15 protein-coding genes, 2 tRNA genes and 2 pseudogenes are annotated in these 16,887 nt (G+C 66.8%); 14 read left to right on the top strand and 5 right to left on the bottom strand.

Features of this window, described 5'->3' with window-relative positions; all coding sequences use genetic code 11:
* Positions 1–21 precede the first annotated feature (21 nt).
* From ACRYJK_RS09170 to ACRYJK_RS09160, 3 genes are read left to right on the top strand one after another with little or no spacing between them, the layout of a single operon-like run.
* A complete protein-coding gene (locus ACRYJK_RS09170; RefSeq protein ID WP_482667207.1) occupies positions 22–2,064 on the top strand; it encodes a glycosyltransferase in 2,043 nt (680 codons plus the stop codon).
* Positions 2,061–3,164 carry a zinc-dependent alcohol dehydrogenase gene (locus ACRYJK_RS09165; protein ID WP_482667206.1) on the top strand — a complete coding sequence of 368 codons (1,104 nt, stop codon included), beginning with the start codon at positions 2,061–2,063 and terminating at the stop codon, positions 3,162–3,164. The genes ACRYJK_RS09170 and ACRYJK_RS09165 overlap by 4 nt, the downstream gene beginning before the upstream one ends.
* A gap of 47 nt (positions 3,165–3,211) precedes the next feature.
* Positions 3,212–5,506, top strand: coding sequence for a glycosyltransferase (locus ACRYJK_RS09160; protein WP_482667205.1), 2,295 nt, complete (start codon positions 3,212–3,214; stop codon positions 5,504–5,506).
* On the opposite strand, the gene ACRYJK_RS09155 is transcribed toward ACRYJK_RS09160, so the two are convergent.
* Entirely contained in the window at positions 5,503–6,873 is a 1,371-nt protein-coding gene (locus tag ACRYJK_RS09155) for a PAS domain-containing protein (RefSeq protein ID WP_482667204.1), read from the bottom strand. The genes ACRYJK_RS09160 and ACRYJK_RS09155 overlap by 4 nt on opposite strands.
* A gap of 126 nt (positions 6,874–6,999) precedes the next feature.
* Between ACRYJK_RS09155 and ACRYJK_RS09150 the strand changes: the two genes are divergently transcribed.
* Together ACRYJK_RS09150 and ACRYJK_RS09145 are read left to right on the top strand one after the other, a co-directional pair.
* Positions 7,000–7,075 (top strand) — tRNA-Thr (locus tag ACRYJK_RS09150).
* A 21-nt stretch (positions 7,076–7,096) separates the two neighbouring features.
* A pseudogene (locus ACRYJK_RS09145) lies at positions 7,097–7,327 on the top strand (DUF6538 domain-containing protein); the annotation flags it as partial.
* Positions 7,328–7,547: 220 nt separating this feature from the next.
* Here the strand turns inward: ACRYJK_RS09145 and ACRYJK_RS09140 are convergent.
* On the bottom strand, positions 7,548–7,817 hold the full coding sequence (locus ACRYJK_RS09140) for a hypothetical protein (RefSeq protein WP_482667448.1): 270 nt from the start codon (positions 7,815–7,817) through the stop codon (positions 7,548–7,550).
* Positions 7,818–8,112: 295 nt separating this feature from the next.
* On the opposite strand from ACRYJK_RS09140, the gene exbB reads away from it, so the two are divergent.
* The 8 genes and pseudogenes from exbB to ACRYJK_RS09100 form a co-directional block, all read left to right on the top strand.
* A complete protein-coding gene (gene exbB, locus ACRYJK_RS09135) occupies positions 8,113–8,883 on the top strand; it encodes a tonB-system energizer ExbB (RefSeq protein ID WP_482667203.1) in 771 nt (256 codons plus the stop codon).
* A gap of 3 nt (positions 8,884–8,886) precedes the next feature.
* A complete protein-coding gene (gene exbD / locus ACRYJK_RS09130) occupies positions 8,887–9,312 on the top strand; it encodes a TonB system transport protein ExbD (RefSeq protein ID WP_482667202.1) in 426 nt (141 codons plus the stop codon).
* On the top strand, positions 9,312–10,073 hold the full coding sequence (locus tag ACRYJK_RS09125) for an energy transducer TonB (protein ID WP_482667201.1): 762 nt from the start codon (positions 9,312–9,314) through the stop codon (positions 10,071–10,073). Before exbD ends, ACRYJK_RS09125 begins: the two co-directional genes overlap by 1 nt.
* 15 nt (positions 10,074–10,088) lie before the next feature.
* On the top strand, positions 10,089–12,446 hold the full coding sequence (locus ACRYJK_RS09120) for a TonB-dependent receptor (protein ID WP_482667200.1): 2,358 nt from the start codon (positions 10,089–10,091) through the stop codon (positions 12,444–12,446).
* A gap of 16 nt (positions 12,447–12,462) precedes the next feature.
* Positions 12,463–13,146, top strand: a complete 684-nt coding sequence (locus tag ACRYJK_RS09115) for a Fe2+-dependent dioxygenase (protein WP_482667199.1) — start codon at positions 12,463–12,465, stop codon at positions 13,144–13,146.
* Positions 13,147–13,184: 38 nt separating this feature from the next.
* A complete protein-coding gene (locus ACRYJK_RS09110; protein WP_482667198.1) occupies positions 13,185–13,721 on the top strand; it encodes a ferric reductase-like transmembrane domain-containing protein in 537 nt (178 codons plus the stop codon).
* A 2-nt stretch (positions 13,722–13,723) separates the two neighbouring features.
* The gene (locus ACRYJK_RS09105; protein ID WP_482667197.1) at positions 13,724–14,044 is read left to right on the top strand and encodes a PepSY domain-containing protein; all 321 of its coding nucleotides are present in this window, start codon (positions 13,724–13,726) and stop codon (positions 14,042–14,044) included.
* A gap of 282 nt (positions 14,045–14,326) precedes the next feature.
* Positions 14,327–14,506, top strand: a pseudogene (locus tag ACRYJK_RS09100) (NAD(P)H:quinone oxidoreductase); the annotation flags it as partial.
* 75 nt (positions 14,507–14,581) lie between these two features.
* Here ACRYJK_RS09100 and ACRYJK_RS09095 read toward each other — a convergent pair.
* Both ACRYJK_RS09095 and ACRYJK_RS09090 read right to left on the bottom strand, forming a co-directional pair.
* Positions 14,582–14,658: transfer RNA gene (locus ACRYJK_RS09095), tRNA-Arg, on the bottom strand.
* A gap of 26 nt (positions 14,659–14,684) precedes the next feature.
* Positions 14,685–15,473 (bottom strand): DUF72 domain-containing protein, encoded by a 789-nt coding sequence (locus ACRYJK_RS09090; RefSeq protein WP_482667196.1) that lies wholly within the window; start codon positions 15,471–15,473, stop codon positions 14,685–14,687.
* Between the two features lie 58 nt (positions 15,474–15,531).
* On the opposite strand from ACRYJK_RS09090, the gene aguB reads away from it, so the two are divergent.
* The gene (gene aguB / locus ACRYJK_RS09085) at positions 15,532–16,380 is read left to right on the top strand and encodes an N-carbamoylputrescine amidase (RefSeq protein ID WP_482667437.1); all 849 of its coding nucleotides are present in this window, start codon (positions 15,532–15,534) and stop codon (positions 16,378–16,380) included.
* 12 nt (positions 16,381–16,392) lie between these two features.
* Here aguB and clpS read toward each other — a convergent pair whose 3' ends face one another.
* The gene (clpS, locus tag ACRYJK_RS09080; RefSeq protein ID WP_482667195.1) at positions 16,393–16,779 is read right to left on the bottom strand and encodes an ATP-dependent Clp protease adapter ClpS; all 387 of its coding nucleotides are present in this window, start codon (positions 16,777–16,779) and stop codon (positions 16,393–16,395) included.
* Between the last annotated feature and the right edge of the window lie 108 nt (positions 16,780–16,887).

Raw genomic sequence — 16,887 nt, 5'->3', positions numbered from 1 at the left:
GCGTTCTTGCGGCTGTGTTTGATGACCGAGAGTGCTGCGCCATCGGGGATGGGGCAGCATATGCTCGACCTGCTCGCGATGGACGCCGATGGCGTGGCGATGACCTTGGTCGCGCCACGCGATACCGCGCTGTTTCGCGAGGCAGTCGCCCGCGGCATCCGCGTGCGCGCGCTCGATGGTGACATCGACAGGCTGACGGGCTGGCTGACCGCCGCCGCGTTCGACGTGGTCCACGTGCACGCCGGCATCGGCTGGGAGGGGCACGCGCTCACCGCCGCCGCGCGCGCGTCGGGAGCGCAGGTGCTGCGCACCGAACATCTGCCGTGGCTGCTGACCGAGGCCGACGACGTCGCCGCCTATCAGCGAGCGAGCGAGACCGTCGATCGCGTCATCGCCGTGTCGCCCAGCGTCGCCGAGAGCTACCGTTTAGCCGAGATGTCGGAAGACGTCATCGTCACCGTGGCCAACGGGGTCGGAGCGCCGAAGGTGACGCGCGACCCCGCGGCGCTGCGCCGCGAACTTGGCCTCGGCGATGCGCCAATGCTGCTCCACATCGGTCGCTTCAGCGCGCAGAAGAATCATGCGGTGCTGCTCGACGCGATGCGCCGGCTCGGCGGCGACGCGCAGCTGCTGCTGGTCGGCGACGGCGATCTGCGGAGCGAGATCGTGCGCGCAATCGCCAATGGACTCGCGGGTCGCGTGCGCATCCTCGGTCAGCGCGACGACTGCGCGGCGTTGATTGCCGCAGCCGACCTGCTGCTGCTGCCCTCGAAGTTCGAAGGCCTTCCGCTGGTGGCGCTGGAGGCGATGGCGCTCGGCACCCCGATCATCGCCACCGACGCCCCGGGCATCCGCGACGCGCTCGACGATCGATCGGGCTGGCTGGTGCCGGTCGACGACGCGCAGGCGCTCGCCGACACCATTGCCGCCGCGCTTGACGATGCGCCCGCCCGCACCGCCCGCGCCGAGGCGGCCAGGCAGCGTCATGCCGATCACTTCACCGCCGACCGCATGCGTCAGGAAACACGCGCCGTCTGGACCGGTCTTGCCAAGGAGCCTCGTCGTATGACTGCAACCCGTGTCGGCTTCATCGGCGCCGGCGGTATTGCCCGCCGCCATCTCGGCGTTCTGCAGACGATGGACGATGTGCTCGTTACTGCCGTCACCGACGTCGACGCCGACGGTGCGCGCCGCTTCGCCGAAGACACGGGCGCGCGGACCTTCGCCAGCGCCGAAGAACTTTGCGCCAGCGGCGAGGTCGACGCGCTGTGGATTTGCGTTCCCCCCTTCGCGCACGGCGCACCCGAAGACGCTGCGATCGCGCACCGCATCCCCTTCTTCGTCGAAAAGCCGGTCGCCATCGACCTCCCAACCGCCGAGCGCATCGCCGCGGCGGTGGAGGCCAAGGGGCTGATCACCGGGGTCGGCTATCATTGGCGCTATCTCGACGTGCTCGACGACGTCGCGCACGCGATGGGGGCGCGAAAACCGCGCCTCGCGTCGGGCTACTGGCTCGACTCGACCCCGCCGCCGCGCTGGTGGTGGCGGCGCGAGCAGTCGGGCGGGCAGATGGCCGAACAGGCGACGCACCTCCTCGACCTCGCGCGCTATCTGATGGGCGATGTGACGCGCGTCTATGCGCTCGAGGAACACACGCACCGCGATGCCTTCCCCGACCTCGACGTCGCCACCGCGTCGACCGCGAGCCTGCTCTTTGCCGATGGCGCCATCGCCAATCTCGCCGCGACCTGCCTCCTCGGCTGGAACCACCGCGTCGGCCTCCACCTGTTCGGCGAAGGCTTTGCCGCGGAAATCACCGACCGCGACGCGATGATCGACGTCGGCCACGGCCGCCCGGTCACCCCCAACCGCTCCGACCCCGTTATGCGCGAAGATCGCGATTTTATCGACGCCGTACGCGGCGGCGAAAACCGCATCCGCTGCCCCTATCATGAGGCGCTGGCGACGTTGCGCGTGGCCGATGCGCTCGACCGCTCGGCGCGCGAGGGCCGCGCGATCGAGCTTGCGTCCGCGGCATCGACGACTATCGCAGCCGCCGCATGAACGAGCATCGACACATCCGCAGCCTCGGCTTCGAACGCCCGGGCGAACCCTTTTTCGCCGGCTACGACGAAGGCCCGTCCGAACCGTGGCAGGTGCGGATCGAAACGCTTTATTCGGGCTTCTCGGCCGGCACCGAACTGACGTTCATGAAGGGGACCAACCCCTATCTCCACAGCCGCTGGGACGATTGGCGCCAGCGCTTTGTCGCGGGCGAAGCGGGGATGCACTACCCCGTGCCCTTCGTCGGCTACATGGAAGTCGGACGGGTCATCCACGACGGCGCTGGCTATCGCGAAGGCGAGCTCGTCGGCGGCATGTGGGGGCATAAATCGGGCCACACCGCGGATCCCAATCACGACCTCATCGTGCCGCTGCCCGCCGGCCTCGACCCGCGGCTCGGCATCTACGTCGGGCAGATGGGTCCGATCGCCGCCAACGGCATCCTCCACGCCGACGCCGAACTCATCGGGCGCGACGTCTCGACCCTCGGCGCCAGTCTCGAAGGGCGGCCGGTGCTGGTGTTCGGCGCGGGCATCGTCGGGTTCCTCGTCGCGCTGTTCGCGCAAGCCGCCGGGGCGAGCGAGGTGGTCATCGCCGACCCCAACCCGTTCCGCCGGATGCGCGCCCAATGCCTCGGCTTCCTCGCCATGACCGAAGAGCAGGCGGTCGACCATGCCAAGCACCGCTGGCACGGTGGCTCCGCGCATGGCCGCGGCGCGGATCTCGTTTTCCAGACGCGCGCGGATGCGGCATCGCTTCACCGCGCGATGCAGGCGCTGCGCGCGCAAGGGACGGTCATCGACCTCGCCTTCTATCAGGGTGGCGCCGAACCGCTGCGTTTAGGGGAGGAGTTCCACCACAACGGCCTCGGCCTCCGCTGTGCGCAGATCGGCCGCGTGCCGCGCGGCATGGAGCGGCTGTGGGACCGCGCGCGCCTGTCGCGTGAGACGGTGAAGCTGCTCGAACGGCGCGGCAGCGACATCGCGACGCAGCTCATCACGCACGTCGTGCCCTTCGACGAAGCGCCCGACTTCCTGCGCCGCCTCGTTGCCGAACGGCCGGACTTCATTCAGATCGTCTTTGACTATCAGCGCGGCTGACGGTCGTGGGGAGGGGGGAACAATCGATCGGCGCGGTCGGCGCGGCCGTGGACCCGCGCGTCGCTGAATTACTGGCGGAACACGCCAGCGCGATAACCGCAGGTCGCCTGCTGCAACGACCGCTTCGCATCCTCTTTGTCTTCGCTTGGCTGGTGGTGGGCGGAGAGGAGACCGAGGTGCGGCTGCTCGCCGAACATCTTCCGCGTGATCGCTACCGCATCGACGTGGTCGCCTGCTTCCGGCGCGACAACATGCCGGAGCAGACTCACGATCAGCTGCGCGCGGCCGGGGTCGATCTCGACACGACGCCCTACCACCTCAATTTCGACGACACGATCACCTATCTGACGGGCAAGATGGCGGGCTACGACATTGTCGTGTCGTGCCAGGACGTGGCGGATGTGTACCCGGCGCTCGAACGGATGCATCGGCGCCCGGCGCTGATCGAACATGGCGGTCTCGTGTCGGAGGCGCTGTCGGGGCCCAAGCATTTCACGCACCGGTACGTCGGCGTATGCGCGACCATCCGCGATGCGGCTGCATCGAAGATGCCCGACCGGCCCGGCCATGCCCTCGAAATTCCGTCGATGGTGGACCTGGCGCCGTTCGACCGCGCGGATCGAAGCGCGGCGCGCAGAGCGCTCAACATCGGCGACGGGCGCCTGGTGGCGGGTTGGCTCGGACGGCTCGATCGCAAGAAGCGGGTCGAGGATTTCATCGAGGCGGCGGCGATCGTGGCGCGGGCGCGTCCCGACATCGACTTCCTCGTCATCGGCGGGCCCGATGCCTTCATGCCCGAATATGCCGATCATCTGCGTGCGCTGGCGACCGAACGCGGCCTCAGCCACCGCTTGCGCTTTCTCGGCGATCGCGCGGACGTGCCGGAGCTGCTGAGCGCGCTCGACATGTTCGTGTGGCTGTCGCGGGGGGAGGGGATGCCGCACGTCATCGCCGAAGCGGGCGCGGCGCGGCTGCCAGTGATCGCCACTCCCGACAATGGCGCGCTCGAACAGATCAGCGATGGCGAATCCGGATTGTTCGTGCCGCACGAAAGTCCAGCCGACGTGGCGCGTGCGATGCTCGCGCTCGCCGCGAACCCGGCGAAGCGGGAGCGGCTCGGCCGCGCGCTGCGGGCTCATGTCGAGGCGAGCTACAGCATTGCCGCCGTCATACCGCAGTGGCGCGCCCTGTTCGACATGGCTGCGGCGACGACCAACCCGCCGGCCCCGCCGCCGACCCTCTTCCCAAGCTTCTTCCTCGGCGGGTTCGAATGTTCGTCGCACCGCCGCCATGTCGATCGCGCGCGCCGTGACATGATCGAACTGACCGAACATGATGTGCGCGCCGACGAAGACTTTGCGCTCTTGCGCAAGCACGGCATCGCGGCCGTTCGCGACGGCGTGCGCTGGCATCGCATCGAAACCGAGCCCGGGCGCTACGACTTCGCCAGCGTCGATGCGCAGCTAGCGGCAGCGAGCCGGCACGGCGTGACCGTGTTGTGGGATCTACTCCACTACGGCTGGCCTGATGACTTCGATCCGCTCGGCCCAGCGTTCGTGCCGCGCTTTGTGGACTTTGCTCTCGAAACCGCCAGCTACATCGCGGAACGCACCGACGGCGCACCCTTTTTCTGCCCCGTCAACGAAATCAGCTTCCTGAGCTGGGGCGGCGGCGACGCGGGCTACCTCAATCCTTTCGCGCGCGGGCGCGGGCATGAATTCAAGGTGCAGCTCGCCCGCGCCGCGATCGAATCAACGCGCGCCATCCGTGGCGCCATCCCGAACGCGCGTTTCGTCACGTGCGAGCCCGCGATTGTCGTGCAGCATGACCCTGGCCGCCCGCGGGACGCGCATTACGCGCAGGGCCATCATCAGGCGCAATATCAGGCGGTCGACATGATCGCAGGGCGCCAGTGGCAGCAGCTCGGCGGGGCTGAAGAGTTGCTCGATATCGTCGGCATCAACTTCTACCACAACAACCAGTGGATCCATGCCGGCCCGCCAATCGACTGGCGCGACCCCCATCGCCGCCTGTTCCGTGATGTCCTGGCCGAAGTCTATGCGCGATACGGGCGGCCCATCTTCGTCAGCGAAACCGGCATCGAAGCCACCCCTCGACCGGATTGGCTGCGCTACATCGGCGACGAGGTCGCGGCGGCGCGCGATTTAGGCGTGCCGGTCGAGGGGGTCTGCCTCTATCCGGTGCTTGGGCATCTCGGCTGGGACGATGATCGTTACTGCGCCAACGGCCTGATCGAATGGCGCCCGGGCGAACGTGAACGGACCGTCGATGGGCCGCTTGCCGCGGAGCTCGCGCAACAGCAGCGGCGCTTTCGCGCTTAGCTGGCGCGTACGCGTCGACTCAGGCTGCGCAGCAGGGGCCCGGTCGCGGGTCCGCTCCCATCCGCATGCACCAGCGTCAGCGTCCCATCCGCCTCGCGCCGGGCGAGCAGCGCGATGAGCGGCGTGTCGGGCAGCCCGTCGATGGCACGCAACCGGGCCAGCGGAGCGGCCTCGGCGGCCTTCAATCGAGCCTGGTCGAGCGGGTCGGCCGCCGGACGCTCGCCGCGTTTGGCCGCACGAATGTCGCGCAGCAACCCCTTCACGCCGCCCGGCGCCTTGCCGAGCCGAGTTTCGAGGGCTTGCGGCGCCAATCCCTCGTCCTCCGCCCAACCGAGCACCGCGGAATATTCGGCCAGCCGCGTCTTGTCCGCATCGGCGCCGAAGACCAGCTTCACCACCGCGGTCATCGGCGATCGCGGCGACGCCTTAATCCCGCTGTCTTCGAGCAGTTCGGCATAGTCATCCGGCGCAGCGCGAGTTGCGCCGGCAAAGGCCGAGGCCAGCGCCAGCGCGCGGTACAGCGCTGCATGACCGCGCGCGCTGACGGACGCGGCGCGCTGCGCTGCCTGGCGTGCGGACGCGAGCGCATCGCCGATCGCGACGTCTTCGTCGGGCGTGTTGGGCAGTGCTGTCTCGGCTTCCGCGACGGTGTCCGCGTCGTCCTCGATATGCTCGGACGGGCCATCGCCCCACACCGGCATAGTTGGCCCGGGCGGCGGGGCAGATTCTTGCGCGGCGACCATTTCGGCGGCGATCGATGCCTCCAGCGCCGGCGGCGCCGCCTCCTTCCAGTTGATCACGCCGAGGATGTAATCAATCGTGTCATTGTCCGACGAAAAGGGCAGCAGCACCCCGCGGTAGAGGATGGTAACACCGCTGGCGTTCACGAATTCCGCCTCGAATCCGATCGGGGCGCGGTTGGCGATGATCTGCAGATAATGGTCGGTCAGCCGGCTCAGCAGCGACCGGCGCGGCACGTCGGAGATGGTAGCGATAGGTCCGGTCGCCTCGCATTCCTCGGCAATCGCAGCGCCGAGATGCCCCACCGCCGGGTCGTCGAGGCCACCCCGAAAATCGAGCAGCACGGCATGGTCGCCGAAATCGCCAAGGTTCTGCACGTCGAGCGTATCGATCGCGGGGAAGCTTCGACCATCGAGCAGTTTCGCCCAGTGATTATAGGCGCGCACGTGCATGCGCCGCTCGTCCTGGCCGATCGCAGGAGGCGCTTCGATGCCGGGTGAGTCGCTGCTGCCAGAGGAGCCGCCGTCATCCGGCGGCGGCGCGTCACGTCCGAGCCGCCGCGCCAGCAGCGCAGGCGTATCGGGCGCTTGGCGCACGTCGCCGGCAAACATCTGTTCGATCCCCATGGCAGGTCCCTAAGCCTTACTCTGCCAAGGCTATCGCCTTACGGTAAAGGGGGGGTTAAACGCCGCGCACCTGGCTACGAAGAGCCGCTTGCCCCCCGCAATGTCCCCTGCTAACCGCCCGCCAACGCCGCTTTAGCTCAGTTGGTAGAGCATCGCATTCGTAATGCGGGGGTCACAGGTTCGAGTCCTGTAAGCGGCACCATCGGCCCTCAAGGCGGCCTAAATGGCGGGAAATCTAGGCTGGGCGCGCACCGTGGCACGTAAGACTGTCACTAGTGAGGCCGCTCAGATGCCCTCCCGCCAGTATCTCATTCGCCGCGGCCGCGTCTGGCATTACAATCGCGCGCTACCTGGCGACGTGGCACGGACGCGCGGTGAAATGTTCCGCCGCTCGCTCCGCACGGAGACGCTCGCGGAGGCCGAACGGGGCCGGGTCGAAGCGGAGCGCGCCTACTTCGCTGAGGTGGATGGACGGCGGGCGAAGGCCGGGGCGGCGGGCACGGTGCTATCGCGGGCGCAGGCGTTTAGCGTCGCGGCGGAGTGGCTTCGGGCGCGGGTCGCCGCTGATGAGGATGCGCTGAGCGCGACCCTCTCGATTGACGGCGCGGTGGCGGATGCCGAGCAAGAGGTGGCGGACCTACGGGAGCGGATTGCCTGTCTAGGGCACGCGGGCGTTAGGCGCGCCGCCTTGAAGGAGGCCGAGGCCGTTGCGCGGGCGCAGGGCTTCGACGGCGACCCTTCGGAGCTGATCCGCTGTCGGCGAGCGGCAGCGCGTCGAGGTCCTCGATCCCCGTCTCGGACTGGGAGCGGATGCTGCCATCCGCGATGGTCGACGCCCACGCCACCAGATGTGCCATCGCGTCAGGCGAGGGCTCGGTTGCGGCGGCGAGATGACGGTCGATGGTCTTGCGGTTAAACAGGGCGGTGGTGACGAGCGCGGGCATAACGTGGACTGGCGGCGTAGCGAAAGGATTTCGCACCGCCGGAGACAAGCGCCATCAGCTCCCTGTCTGCTACCGCGTGGAGGCGGACGGACCGCCATCGGCGAGCGAAACTGATTCCACCGTCACATTGCTAATGCTGCCGCTCGATGGTTCGAAGCAGCCATACGTGGGGTGATTCCAACGCACCCACCGTTGAAGTCGCAAAGACGCAATTGAAAATCGATTGCAATAAACTCTCCTCTTTGCGAATGCGTCGCAACAAATGTTGCGACTGATTCGCAAGGGGTGGTTTTCGATGAGCGTCAAGCCTTGGGCAGCAGCGGTTGCTGGTCCACAATTGTTGTCCGGGAGCGTCGCGTTCGCGGCCGACGGCGCTGCGGCCCTGCCGGCAAAGCTGTCCGTGGGCGCTATGTTCCTGCAGGCCGACTGGGTCGTAAAGCTGGTGATGATCGGCTTGGTGATTGCCTCCATCATCACCTGGACGGTCTTCGTCGCCAAGCACCGACAGCTGAAGCGCGAACGGGCCGGCGTCTCGCGAGCCCTCGAGGCGCTGACAGGGGCTCGCTCGCTCGGCGATCTGTCGCCCGAGTTGTCAAACGGCGACCTAGTGCGCGAAGCCAAGGCCGAGCTCGCCTTGTCGGTCGATGCCCTGCAGGACAAGGAGGGCGTCAAGGAGCGCATCGTGTCACGCCTCGACCGGTACGAAGCCAGAGTAGCGCGGCGGATGACACGCGGCGTCACCATCCTCGGCACGATCGGCGCGACAGCGCCCTTCGTCGGCCTGTTCGGGACAGTCTGGGGCATCATGAACAGCTTCATCGGCATCGCCGAGATGCAAACCACAAATCTGGCGGTGGTGGCCCCCGGTATCGCGGAAGCGCTGCTGGCGACCGCGCTGGGGCTAGTCGCCGCGATCCCCGCTGTCGTCATATATAACCACTTCGCCCGTCAGATCGCGGCCCATCGCGCGCTGATCTCCGACAGCGCGGCCGCCGTACTGCGGCTCGTCAGCCGCGACCTGTCGCGCGGGAGCGTCCCGGCGCTGGCCCCAACCAAGGTGGCCTGAGTCATGGGACTGAAGCTCGCTTCAGACAGCGAAGACCTGGCGGTAGCGCACGAAATCAACGTCACCCCTTTCATCGACGTGATGCTGGTGCTGCTGATCATCTTCATGGTCGCGGCCCCGCTGGCGACCGTGGACGTGAAGGTGGAGCTGCCGGTGTCGACCGCGCGACCCGCCGCACGCCCCGATGCGCCGGTCTATCTGACCTTGCAGTCGGGTGGGGAGATGCGCGTCAACCAGACCGAGGTGACGCTGGCGACGCTGGGGCAGACCGTCACGCGCGTCGCCGGTGAGGACCGGGAGCAGCGCATCTACTTGCGGGCCGACAAGTCGGTCACGTACGACGAGATCATGCAGGCGATGAACGCCCTGCGTTCCGCCGGCTACGTGCAGGTCGCACTGATGGGTGCCGAAGCGGCGAAGGCCGACTGATGGGCCGGCTCGAGGCCGCTGACGACAGGGTCACCTGGCTGGGGTCGGGCGCGGCCGTGCTGGCGGTTCATATCGCGCTGTTGGCGGCGATGGGACTGGCTACTGTCAAAAACACAGCGCCGCGGCCGGAAGAGCCGGTGGTGCTGGTGGAACTCCCGCCGCCGTCCGCCATGCCCCCGCCGGCGGTCATATCTTCGCCACGGCCCGCCCCCCAACAGACTATTGTGCCAAGCCAAGCTCTGCCGACGAGTTCATCACCCGAGCCGCAGGTCGAGGCGCCCGCGGTAAACGCGCCCCTGCCGCGCGAAGTGGTCGCCGCCGCGCCCCCCACACCGCCGCAACCTGTGCGCAGCGAACGACCGGTTCCTGCGGCACCTGTCAGCGCTCCTACGACCGCGCCCGCCGAGATGGTCCCCGCGAGCTCGGCCCCGTCGACGACAGGCGGCATCGACCCGCGTACCCGGCAGCAGGAGGCGGACTACTACAGCTTGGTGAACTCGCATCTGGCACGCAACAAGCGCTACCCACGCGAGGCGCGTCAGGCTCGCCAGCAGGGTGTCGTGACCGTGCGCTTCACCGTCAGCCGCGACGGCGCGGTCAGTAACGCGTCCATCCGCAACTCCAGCGGCCACCAGCTGCTCGACCAGGCAACGCTGGATCTCTTGCAGCGCGTCTCGCCGCTGCCGCGCTTTCCGCGCTCGCTTACGCGGGACAGCGTCACGCTGACGCTGCCGATCGAATATTCACTGCGAACCAACTGACCGAAGGGGAAACCGATGACTGCCTCCTCCACCCGCGGAGCGATCCGGCCGATGAGCCTGCGCCAGCCCATCACGCTGGCCGCCGTTGGTCTCTCGGCCGCGCTCGCGACGCCGGCGCTCGCGCAGCAGGCCCCGCCGGAGGGTGGCGAGGTGGTGCTCGACACGCTGAGGATCGAGGATGCTACCGCCGACGTTAATCCGAACGCCACGCCGGGCGTGCCTTATCGCGCTGAACGTTCGGGGGACGTTCGCCGCACCCAGCCGTTGCGCGAAACGCCGCAAACCATTCAGGTGCTCACCGAACGTCAAATCGAGGAGCAGGGTGCCAACGATCTGCGCGACGTTATCGATAATGTGCCGGGTGTAACGGTGGGAACGGGCGAGAACGGCAACGCCTTTGGCGACCGCTACATCATCCGCGGCCACGAGGCCCGTTCCGACGTGTTCGTCGACGGCCTGCGCGATCCGGGTATGACCACCCGCGAAACCTTTGCCGTCGACCAGATCGAGATCACCAAGGGCCCCAGCTCGTCCTTTGCCGGGCGCGGCGCGATCGGCGGCGCAGTCAATTCGATCACCAAGCGAGCGAGCACCGACTACATGTTCGTGCGTGGTGATCTGGGGCTGGGCACCGACAACTATTACCGCGGCACCATCGACGCCAACGTGCCGCTGACCGGCAACCTCGCCGTTCGTGCCAACCTGCTGTACGGCACGGAAGAGATTCCCAACCGCAACTTCTCCGACCGCGAGCGTTTCGGTGCGGCGATCTCGCTCGCTTGGCAACCGACCGACGCTGTCGAATGGGTGCTGGACTATTACCACCTAACCGCCAACGATACGCCCGACCTCGGTGGCTACCTCCCCACGCCGACCGGCACCGGACCGTCCGACGTGAAGATTCACGCACCTTGGGACGATGTGCCCAACTATGCTCAAGTTGGCGATTTTCTCGAGACAGACGTCGATACGGTCACCAGTCGTGTAACCTTGCGGGTCGGTGAGGGCGTCCGGATCGTCAATTCGACCCGCTATGGCGAGACAGAAAACGGATACGTGCTGACCGGGTTGCGCGGAGGCGCCTATCGCCCGGCCACCGACGATTACGCCCCGCTTACCCTGTCATCGCACCAGGGCAGTCAGGATGTCTCGTACTTCGTCAACCAGACGAACCTCATTGCCTCCTTCGCCACCGGACGGATCGAACACGACGCGATCATCGGCGCGGAGTATTCGGATCTCCACGTTGCCAACGGCACTTATGCCCTGACCAACGGCGGCACCCCCAACTGTCGTACCAGCGGCACGGGCGCCAACAATGCCTTCTGCATCACCGACAACCGGCGCAATGTGCTGTTCGACGACACCGCGATCCACAGTGTCCTGCAACGGACCATCACCCCGGGCATCACGGACAGCACATGGAAAGTCCGCACGCTCGGCCTCTACGCGATGGATACCGTGCGTGTCAGCGATCTGGTCCGCCTGCACGGCGGCCTGAGGGTGGACTTCTTCGACTATTCCAACCTCGTCGTTCAGGGCCCGAATACCACTGACTATGCCTACAACGACACGCTCTGGAACTTCCAGGCCGGGATCAGTCTGCACCCGGTCGAAGAGGTCATGGTCTATTTGAACTATGGCACGGGCAAGGAAATCAATGGCGGGGAGAGCGATCTTGGTGGCAGTTGCGGCTATGGCGGCATCTGCGTAGCCACCGGCACCGATATCGGCGCCGGCCGGCCCGAAAGCGTCGAGAGCGTCGAGCTGGGGTTGAAAGCGGATCTGTTCGATGACCGCTTCCTCGTCACCGCAGCGGCCTTTCAGATCGTCAAGGATGACGTGTTCGAAAGTGCGGGCACCGGCTATGAACCCGGCGGCTCTCTCAACACCGGCCGGAACCGGGTGCGCGGCGTGGAATTCGGCGTGGTCGGCAACGTGACCGACCAGTTGATGATGCAGGCCGCCCTCACCCTAATGGACAGTGAGGTGCGCCAATCCAACGTGCCTGCCAATGTTGGCCTAAAGCTCAGCAATTTTGCCAACACACAGTTCAGTGGGCAGGTGCGCTATCAGGCGTCCGACCGCTTGGCCTTCGGCGGCACCGCGACCTACAAAGGCGAAATGTCGGCAGGGCAACCGGATACGGCGGCCTCGTACAATACGGCGCTTGGGGTGTATTCGTACACAATCCCTTCCTACTGGACGTTTGATGGCTTCGTGACTTACGACTTCTCGCCAAACGTCAGCGCGCGTCTCAACGTCACCAATATCGGCAACGCCGATTATTATCTGGCAGGTTATCGCAGCGGACATTTCCTCTACAAGGGCGATGAACGCCGCGCCGTGTTGACCCTGACGGGCCGCTTCTGAGGCTGAGGACCTGCCGATGCTGATCGTTATCGAGAATGTCCTGTCGGCCGAGGAAGTCGTCGCGTTCCGCCAACGCCTGGCTTCCGCTGGCTGGCAGGACGGGGCGGCGACGGCAGGTACGCGCTCGGTCGCGGTCAAGCAGAACCTCCAGCTCCCGCGCACCGATCCGGTCGCGCAGGAGCTGGGTCAGGCGATCCTGCGCAAGCTCGGCCACCATCCCGAGTTCGTCTCGGCCAGCCTGGCCGAGAAGATTTGGCCGCCCACGTTCAATTGCTACCGCAACGGCGGCCATTACGGCACTCATTCGGACGCGGCGTTGATGCGCCTGCCCGAAGCCGGACTGACGTTGCGCAGCGACCTGTCGGCGACGCTCTTCCTGTCCGATCCGGACAGCTACGCCGGGGGAGAGCTTCTAGCCGAAACGCCGTTCGGCGCGCAGGCGGTCAAGCTGCCCGCCGGGGACATGGTGCTCTACCCGAGTTCCAGCCTGCATCAGGTGACGCCGGTGACGCATGGAGAGAGGGTCTGCGCCATCACCTGGCTGCAGAGCGCGGTGGCCGACAGCCACCAGCGCGCGCTGCTGTATGATTTGGACTGCTCGATCCGCGCGCTTTCGCCGGGCAGGGCCAAGGACGATCCCGAAATCGATCGGCTGATCCACGTCTACCACAACCTGCTGCGGCAGTGGGCCCAGGTGTGACCGGCTGGCGACGCTGGCTGCTGTGGGCCCTGTTGGCCATGCCCGCTGTGCTTATGGTGCAGCGGCTGGCTTCGGGCGCCGCGTCGGCGATGGACCTCTACCACCCGAGCGGCGAGATGAGCGTGCGGCTGATGCTGCTCGCCTTGCTGCCCGGACCATTGACGGAGTTTTTCGGACGCAACCGCTTCCTGCGGGGCTGGCTGTCGATCCGGCGTTATCTGGGCGTCGCCGCCTTCTGCTACGCGCTGCTCCACCTCGTCTTCTACGTGATCGACATGCGGCTCGTATCGGCCATGCTCGACGAACTGGGACTGCCCGCGATCTGGACCGGGTGGCTGTCGCTGGCCGCGTTGGCGGTGCCGGCTGCGATCAGCTTCGATACTGCGATGCGACGCCTTGGCCGTCGCTGGCAGCATTTGCAGTGGCTGGTATATCCTGCGTTCACGCTCGCGCTGATACATTGGCTGCTGCTCGGATGGTCGTGGGCGGCCGCTCTCGCGCATCTCGCGCCGCTCGCTGTTGCCTGGCTGCTCCGTTTGTTCGCTCGCCAGGGCCTTCGTTTCTCGAGGAGTTGAGGATGATGATGCGTCGTTTCATCGCTGTCGCGGCGGCTGCTGCCTCGTTGGCGATCGCTGCACCTGCCGTGGCGGACGGCAATGTGGTCTGCGCAGCCGGTCCCCGGGACAGCTGGCAACCTCTCAGCGAGGTACGTAAGAAGGCTTGGCTGGAAAGGTGGACCGTCCAGGAAGCGCGCGTGCAAGGCGATTGCTACGAGGTCTACGCTCGGACCGAAAGCGGTCAGGCGATCGAAGCCTTCTTCCACCCCGTCACGTTGGAAAAGCTGGTCGTGTTTCGACGGGGCCGAGAGATTTACAGGAAGGCTGGCTTCACCGGTTAGTCTCAATACCTCGAAGTCGCAGCTGAACATGTTTTGCTGTTCAGAATACCGGCGGAGGGGCTGCACGTCCGGAATCGGGGCGCAACGCGGACGTCAGCGAGGCAGAGTGACGGAAATTCTCCAATGATCTGAGTGTTCATCTTTGTCGTCTATAGGGCACCAGACTCCATTCCTTGTTGTGCGCGACCGGGGGGCCGCACGACCTGACGGCGGCCCTGTGCTCACGCCTCCCGGAAGATCATAATTCGGAATTTCCGTCGAGGCTGCAGCCTCTTGGGCGCTGGACTGGACTATGGGCATGCCGGCCAGATGGATGTCGAACAGATCGTCGGCGGTGCGCCTTATGGCGCCACGACGATCGCCGGCGGCGACGGCAGCCGCCAGCCGACTGCCATCGACCTCGACGGCGCGCGCTACCAGGGCCGCCGCATCGCGGAGGTCGCGGCCAAGCTGTTCGGGTGAGCGTTCGGGCGGGACGCTGCACCTCGCGGCGTTCCGCATCCGCGCGGAGGGGCAGCTTCAATAGTAGGATAAGTCTGGCGCACCCGACAGGATTCGAACCTGTGACCTTTGCCTTCGGAGGGCAACGCTCTATCCAGCTGAGCTACGGGTGCGTGGGGAGGGGCCTTAGCAACGGTCGTTACCCCTCGCCAGTGGCTCGGCGTGCTTTTTTGGCGAGCGCTGCCTGGAGCGCGAGCGCGGCGGCGGGGGCGCGTTCCTTGGCGCCGTTGATCATGAACACGAACACCTCGCGCCCGCCCGTCGCCCAGCCGCGCGCCCGGTCCGCCCAAGCGTCGATCTCCGCCGCATCGTAGCCGGCAGGTTCCTCGCTGCGGGCATTCTGGAGCCGCGCGTAAATGAAGGGCGCGCCGTCGCTATGGTCGATGCACGGGTAGTCGAGGCTGTTGGCGAACACGGTGCCGACCCCGCGTGCGTGGCAGAGCTCGGCGAAGCGCGGGTCGGTGAAGCTCTCATGCCGCGCTTCGATCACGTGACGCAACGCGACGCCGTCCTGCACGTCCGGCAACAGCGCGATAAAGGCGGCGATGTCGTCGGGGTCGAACACACGGCTCTCGCGCAGCTGCCACAGGATCGGACCGAGGTTGGGCCCGAGCGCAGTGAACCCCTGCGCTACGAACTGCGCGATGCCCTCGCCCCCGTCGGCCAGCGCCTTGCGGCTGGCGACGTAGCGCGAGCCTTTCAGCGAGAAACGGAACTCGGGCGGCAGGTCTTTCGTCCAAGCGGCCCAGCTGCCGGGCTTTTGCCGGCCGTAGAAAGTCGCGTTGATCTCGATCGCGCCCATCTGCGCGATGGCGTACGAACGCTCGTCCGCCTGACGCAGACCTTGCGGGTAAAAGGTCTCGCGCCACGGGGCGTAGGTCCAGCCGCCGATGCCGACGCGGATCGGGCCGAGAGAGGTGTCGTCCATCGCCGCGATGCTACCCGCCGCCGATGACAAGCGCGAGGGGCTGTGCGATGGCGGGCGCATGACGACGATCACGGTAGCCGCGCTGCAATGCGCGCTCGGCGGCTCGGCCGAAGAGAATATCGCCAGGGTCAGCGCCCTGGTGCGCGAAGCGGCGGGGCAGGGGGCGACGCTCATCCTGCCGCCCGAGCTGTTCGACGGCCCCTACTTCTGCAAGGTCGAGGACGAGACGCTGTTCGAGCGCGCGCAGCCGATCAACCGTCACCCGACGGTGCAGGCCATGCGCGACCTTGCCCGTGAGCTCAGCGTTACCATCCCCACCAGCGTGTTCGAGCGAGACGGCCCGCACCATTACAACACGCTGGCGATGGTTGGTCCCGATGGCGAGGTCGCCGGCACTTATCGCAAAAGCCACATCCCCGACGGCCCGGGCTATGAAGAGAAATTCTACTTCCGCCCCGGCAACAGCGGCTTTCGCGTGTGGCCGCACGAGGGCGCCACGGTCGGCGTCGGCGTGTGCTGGGACCAATGGTATCCCGAAGCGGCGCGAGTCATGGCGCTGATGGGAGCAGAGCTGCTGCTCTACCCCACCGCGATCGGCAGCGAGCCGCACGACCCGAGCCTCGACACGCGCCGGCTGTGGCGGCGGGCGATGATCGGGCACGCGGTCAGCAACATCGTGCCCGTCGTCGCCGCCAACCGCATCGGCGACGAGGACGGCCAGCATTTCTACGGCACCAGCTTCATCTGCGATGAATGGGGCGACATCGTCGCCGAGCTGGGCGATGCCGACGAAGGCGCGATCGTTGCGACGCTCGACCTTACCCGCGCCGCCCGCAACCGCGCCGGCATGGGCTTCTTCCGCGACCGGCGGCCCGAACTATATGCGCGGATTGCCGAAGATCGCTAGCAACCAAAGTGCTCAGGCTTTCTCCAGCGTGCACTGCAACGGGTGCTGGTTGGCGCGGGCGCAGTCAAGCACCTGATTGACCTTCGTCTCCGCGACCTCGAGGCTGTAGATCCCGCATACCCCCACGCCGCGCTGGTGGACGTGGAGCATGACCCGCGTCGCCTGTTCGATGTCCATGCGAAAGAAGCGCTGCAGCACCATCACGACGAACTCCATCGGGGTGTAGTCGTCGTTGAGCATCAGCACTTTGTAGAGCGACGGTTTCTTGGTCCGCGTGCGCGTCTTGGTGGCGATGCCGGTGGTCGCGTCATCGCCGGGCGGCGTGATGCCGCCACCATCCTCGTCGCCTGCACAGGTGATGCGCGTGGGCGCGAGGGTCGTTTCGCGGGTTGAAGCCATAGCGCTCAGATAGGAAGCCGGGCGCCGCTTTGACAAGCCTTTCGCGCCAGCCGCGCGCGCCGCAGCAGAGGCGATGACGCCCGCCGCTGCGGTGTGCGACGGCGGGCG

This window comes from Sphingomonas sp. BLHR8 (assembly GCF_056821725.1).
The sequence above is the reverse complement of the archived record's forward strand: the minus strand, read 5'-3'. Positions and strand labels throughout refer to the sequence as shown.

Excerpts from the sequence above, each read along its gene's own strand:
- ACRYJK_RS09170 (WP_482667207.1), top strand. The coding sequence starts at position 22 with ATGACCGAGAGTGCTGCGCCATCGGGGATGGGGCAGCATATGCTCGAC.
- ACRYJK_RS09165 (WP_482667206.1), top strand. The coding sequence starts at position 2,061 with ATGAACGAGCATCGACACATCCGCAGCCTCGGCTTCGAACGCCCGGGC.
- ACRYJK_RS09155 (WP_482667204.1), bottom strand. The coding sequence starts at position 6,873 with ATGGGGATCGAACAGATGTTTGCCGGCGACGTGCGCCAAGCGCCCGAT.
- ACRYJK_RS09140 (WP_482667448.1), bottom strand. The coding sequence starts at position 7,817 with ATGCCCGCGCTCGTCACCACCGCCCTGTTTAACCGCAAGACCATCGAC.
- exbB (WP_482667203.1), top strand. The coding sequence starts at position 8,113 with ATGAGCGTCAAGCCTTGGGCAGCAGCGGTTGCTGGTCCACAATTGTTG.
- exbD (WP_482667202.1), top strand. The coding sequence starts at position 8,887 with ATGGGACTGAAGCTCGCTTCAGACAGCGAAGACCTGGCGGTAGCGCAC.
- ACRYJK_RS09125 (WP_482667201.1), top strand. The coding sequence starts at position 9,312 with ATGGGCCGGCTCGAGGCCGCTGACGACAGGGTCACCTGGCTGGGGTCG.
- ACRYJK_RS09120 (WP_482667200.1), top strand. The coding sequence starts at position 10,089 with ATGACTGCCTCCTCCACCCGCGGAGCGATCCGGCCGATGAGCCTGCGC.
- ACRYJK_RS09115 (WP_482667199.1), top strand. The coding sequence starts at position 12,463 with ATGCTGATCGTTATCGAGAATGTCCTGTCGGCCGAGGAAGTCGTCGCG.
- ACRYJK_RS09110 (WP_482667198.1), top strand. The coding sequence starts at position 13,185 with ATGCCCGCTGTGCTTATGGTGCAGCGGCTGGCTTCGGGCGCCGCGTCG.
- ACRYJK_RS09105 (WP_482667197.1), top strand. The coding sequence starts at position 13,724 with ATGATGATGCGTCGTTTCATCGCTGTCGCGGCGGCTGCTGCCTCGTTG.
- ACRYJK_RS09090 (WP_482667196.1), bottom strand. The coding sequence starts at position 15,473 with ATGGACGACACCTCTCTCGGCCCGATCCGCGTCGGCATCGGCGGCTGG.
- aguB (WP_482667437.1), top strand. The coding sequence starts at position 15,532 with ATGACGACGATCACGGTAGCCGCGCTGCAATGCGCGCTCGGCGGCTCG.
- clpS (WP_482667195.1), bottom strand. The coding sequence starts at position 16,779 with ATGGCTTCAACCCGCGAAACGACCCTCGCGCCCACGCGCATCACCTGT.